Genomic DNA, 4,237 nt, shown 5'->3' with positions numbered 1-4,237 from the left:
GGCCCGCGCGGTCGACGCTCGCGGCGGGCGCCGCGTGCGCCCGCGGCGCCGATCCCTGCGTCTGGTCGGCCCGCTGGCGCTCGTGGGGCTCGGGGCGACGGCCTGTGAGAAGCCAAATTTCGGATATCCCGACGGGGTTACCAACTACTCGCCGCGCCTGCTGAACCTCTGGCAGGGCTCGGCTATCGCCGCCCTGGTGGTCGGCGTGATCGTGTGGGGCATGATCCTCTACGCGGTCGTCGCCTTCCGTAAGCGCAGCGACGTACTGCCCCGGCAGGTTCGCTACAACCTGCCGGTCGAGATCCTCTACACCGTCGTGCCAGTCGTCATCGTGGGCTCGATCTTCTTCTACACCGCCCGGGACGAGTCGAAGGTCACGAGCCTTTCGGCGAACCCGGACGTGACGGTCGACGTCATCGGGTTCCGGTGGAACTGGCAGTTCAAGTACATCGATCCGGGCGATGGGCTCAAGGGCCCGAACCAGATCGAGGTGACCGGGCGTCCCGGTGAGCCGGCAGTGCTGGTGCTCCCGCAGAACCGCTCGATCCGGTTCGTGGAGACGTCCCCGGACGTCATCCACTCCTTCTGGGTGCCGGAGTTCCTCTTCAAGCGGGACGTCGTCCCTGGCCGGGTGAACCAGTTCGAGCTCACCGTCACCAAGACCGGCACGTTCATCGGTCGCTGCGCGGAGCTCTGCGGCACGGACCACGACCGGATGAACTTCTACGTGAAGGTCGTACCGCAGGCGGAGTACGACAAGTTCATTTCGGACCGGCTGAACGCCCCGGTCTCGTCCTCGCCGGCGGAGGCGACCACCACCGCCGCCGCCACGGCCACCACCGGGAGCGGACAGTGACCCTCGTGCACGAAACGGGCGTCGGCCACGCCGAACCCGAAGAGTCCCACCTACCGAAGCCCACGAACCTGCTGGGCTTCCTGCGGACGACGTCCCACAAGGACATCGCGGTCATGTACTTCCTGACCTCGTTCGGCTTCTTCCTGTTCGCCGGGATCCTGGCCGTGATGATGCGGGCGGAGCTGGCCCGGCCCGGTCTGCAGTACTTCTCCAACGAGCAGTACAACCAGCTGTTCACGATGCACGGCACGCTCATGCTGCTGATGTTCGCGACCCCGCTGGCGTTCGCGTTCGCGAACCTGCTCGTGCCGCTGCAGATCGGTGCCCCGGACGTGGCGTTCCCGCGGCTGAACGCATTGTCGTACTGGCTGTTCCTGTTCGGCAGCCTCACCGTCGTCGCGGGGTTCCTGACCCCGAACGGCGCGGCGTCGTTCGGCTGGTTCGCGTACTCCCCGCTGAACAACGAGGTCTACTCCCCGGGTGCCGGGTCGGACCTGTGGATCGTCGGCCTGACGGTCTCGGGTCTGGGCACCATCCTCGGCGGCGTGAACATGATCACGACGATCCTGTGCATGCGCGCGCCCGGCATGACGATGTTCCGGCTGCCGATCTTCTGCTGGAACTTCCTGGTGACGTCGATCCTCGTGCTGATCGCGTTCCCGGTGCTGGCCGCCGCGCTGCTGGCGCTGGAGGCGGACCGCCGTTTCGGCGCGCACGTGTTCGATGCCGGTAACGGCGGGGCGCTGCTGTGGCAGCACCTGTTCTGGTTCTTCGGCCATCCCGAGGTCTACATCCTCGCGCTGCCGTTCTTCGGGATCATCAGCGAGATCCTGCCGGTGTTCTCGCGCAAGCCGCTGTTCGGCTACAAGGGCCTGGTGTTCGCCACCATCGGCATCGGCGCGCTGTCGGTGGCGGTGTGGGCGCACCACATGTTCGTCACCGGCGCGGTGCTGCTGCCGTTCTTCGCGTTCCTGTCGTTCCTCATCGCGGTGCCGACCGGGATGAAGTTCTTCAACTGGATCGGCACGATGTGGCGGGGGTCGCTCACCTTCGAGACGCCCATGCTGTTCGCGATCGGCTTCCTGGTGACGTTCCTCTTCGGTGGTCTCACCGGTGTGCTGCTCGCCAGCCCGCCGATCGACTTCCACGTCAGCGACAGCTACTTCGTCGTCGCCCACTTCCACTACGTCGTGTTCGGCACGGTGGTGTTCGCCGCCTATGCCGGTACGTACTTCTGGTTCCCCAAGGTCACCGGCCGGATGATGAACGACCGGCTCGGCAAGGTCCACTTCTGGACCATCTTCCTGGGATTCCACGCGACGTTCCTGGTGCAGCACTGGCTGGGCCTGCGCGGCATGCCGCGCCGCTACGCGGACTACAGCCCGACCGACGGGTTCACCACGCTGAACACGTTCTCGTCGGCCGGCTCGTTCCTGCTCGCCCTGTCGACGCTGCCGTTCCTGTACAACCTGTGGCACTCGTACCGCAAGGGTGCGCTGGCTGTCGTGGACGACCCCTGGGGCTACGGCAACTCGCTGGAGTGGGCGACGTCCTGCCCACCCCCGCGGCACAACTTCCGGTCGCTGCCCCGGATCCGCTCCGAGCGGCCGGCGTTCGACCTGCACTTCCCGGCCACGGCCGGCCGGGTCGACTTTCACGCGACACCTGAGATCGGTTAGGGGGCGGCGATCGTATGAAGGTGGAAGGCATCATCTTCAGCTTCTTCGGCCTCTTCGCCGGGGTGACGGCGCTGGTCTACTGGTTCTGGGCCAAGGACCCGACCGGCACGGCGGCGCTCACGCTCACCACCGGCCTGGGCCTGCTCGTCGGCGGCTACCTCATCTTCACGGGGCGCCGGATCGGCATGCGCCCGCAGGACCTGCCGGATGCCGAGATCGCCGACGGCGCCGGCGAGCTGGGGCACTTCACCCCGGGCAGCTACTACCCGTTCTTCATCGGCGCGAGCTCGGTGACGGCGGCGATGGGTCTCGTCTTCGGGATCTGGCTGCTGGTCCTCGGCATGGTCATGGTCGCGGTCTTCGTGACCTGCCTGGTGTTCGAGAACTTCTGGCACCCCCCGGTGCCCGAGGACTGACAGGCGTTCTGTGCACCCTCAGTGGGCCGGTGGCGAGCTGCCACCGGCCCACTGTCGTTTTCCCACTCCCTGCCGCCTGGGCTGGTCGGTCACCAGGCCAAACGTTGGGGTGTCAGGCGTTGGGGGTGTCAGGCGTTGGGGGAGCCAGGCGTTGGGGGTGTCAGGCGTTGGGGGTGTCAGGCGTTGGGGGAGTCAGACGTTGGGGGAGACGGACGCCGGCCGGTACGGCGGCGCCACGCCCCAGCCCCAGTGGGGCACCGGGGCCTGGCGCATCGGGGACGCGTCTGGCTGCGAGTTGGTGAGGGCCAGGCGCGTGCCCCACTCGACGTAGCCCACGAACGCGGCCCGGAACTCCGGGTCGGCGGGCAGTCCCACCTCGTCGGCGGAGTCCAGCAGCAGGCTCACCCAGCGTCGGCGCTGGGCCTCGGTGATCCCCTTGCCCAGGTGCTGGTTGACCATGTGGGGATAGCCTCCGCGCTCGGAGCTGTACCGGGCGGGGCCGCCGAAGACCTCCGCGAGCCACAGGGCGACGTAGCGCGGATGCCCCGCGTCCATGCTCCGGAACAGCGGCCCGACCACGTCGTCGGGCAGCACCTTCTCGTAGAAGGCCGCGGTGAGGCGCTTGAAGGCATCCTCCCCGCCGGCCCACTCGTACAGCGTGGGCATCGAGCCGCCGACACCCGCGACGGCCGTGCGCCTGTAGTGGCGCATCTCCTCGATCGCCGTGACGTAGGGACGGATCTCGCCGAAGAACTCGGCAAAGTCGGCGCTGGCGCGGAACCCCTCCAGGTGATCCCGCCGCGACGTCCAGGTGATCCGCAGGAGGTAGCAGGCCGGTTCGTCCTCGCATCGGGCGAGTTCGAAGTCGACGCACTGCGGCGAACGTCCGAGAACCCGGGCGGCGCGGCCGTAGGCGTCCTCGAACTCGGTGCGCTGCTCCTCCGCTATCCGGTAGCGGATGTATTCGACGATCATCCCTGCTCCCTGTCCTCGTCGCCGCGCCCCGATCTCCAGCGCGCGGGACACATCAGTCAGTGCACCACTGTAATGGTGTAATCATGCCTCTGAGGGCGACATGATCCGCTGGGCGCGAGGTAGCGGCTCGGCCGGACGCGACCGGTGGGCTCGGATCGGGCGCGGCTCAGACGTCGGTCAGGCGGCGTTCGCGGCGGCCTGGCTGGCGCTTACCCAGTGCTTCAGGGTGGCCTGGGCGGCGCCGGAGTCCAGCGCGGCGGCGGCGCGGGGGAGAACGCCAACGTCATCACCAGTACCGGCAACACCCGTTC

General features: G+C 67.9%; 4 protein-coding genes. 3 read left to right on the top strand and 1 reads right to left on the bottom strand.

Features of this window, described 5'->3' with window-relative positions:
* The 3 genes from ctaC to ctaF form a co-directional block, all read left to right on the top strand.
* Positions 1-856 (top strand): aa3-type cytochrome oxidase subunit II (gene ctaC / locus MXD58_RS21455; protein WP_374616459.1); only part of this gene is annotated, 856 nt, incomplete at its 5' end.
* Complete coding sequence (gene ctaD / locus MXD58_RS21450; RefSeq protein WP_248837210.1) at positions 853-2,535, top strand: aa3-type cytochrome oxidase subunit I; 1,683 nt, start codon at positions 853-855, stop codon at positions 2,533-2,535. The genes ctaC and ctaD, both read left to right, overlap by 4 nt.
* Before the next feature lie 14 nt (positions 2,536-2,549).
* A complete protein-coding gene (gene ctaF / locus MXD58_RS21445; protein WP_248837211.1) occupies positions 2,550-2,951 on the top strand; it encodes an aa3-type cytochrome oxidase subunit IV in 402 nt (133 codons plus the stop codon).
* A gap of 192 nt (positions 2,952-3,143) precedes the next feature.
* Here ctaF and MXD58_RS21440 read toward each other — a convergent pair whose 3' ends face one another.
* A complete protein-coding gene (locus tag MXD58_RS21440) occupies positions 3,144-3,926 on the bottom strand; it encodes a group II truncated hemoglobin (RefSeq protein ID WP_248837212.1) in 783 nt (260 codons plus the stop codon).
* Positions 3,927-4,237 lie beyond the last annotated feature (311 nt).

The organism is Frankia sp. AgKG'84/4 (assembly GCF_023242965.2).
In the GTDB taxonomy this organism is placed as follows: Bacteria; Actinomycetota; Actinomycetes; order Frankiales; family Frankiaceae; genus Frankia.
The sequence above is the reverse complement of the archived record's forward strand: the minus strand, read 5'-3'. Positions and strand labels throughout refer to the sequence as shown.

Excerpts from the sequence above, each read along its gene's own strand:
- ctaF (WP_248837211.1), top strand. The coding sequence starts at position 2,550 with ATGAAGGTGGAAGGCATCATCTTCAGCTTCTTCGGCCTCTTCGCCGGG.
- MXD58_RS21440 (WP_248837212.1), bottom strand. The coding sequence starts at position 3,926 with ATGATCGTCGAATACATCCGCTACCGGATAGCGGAGGAGCAGCGCACC.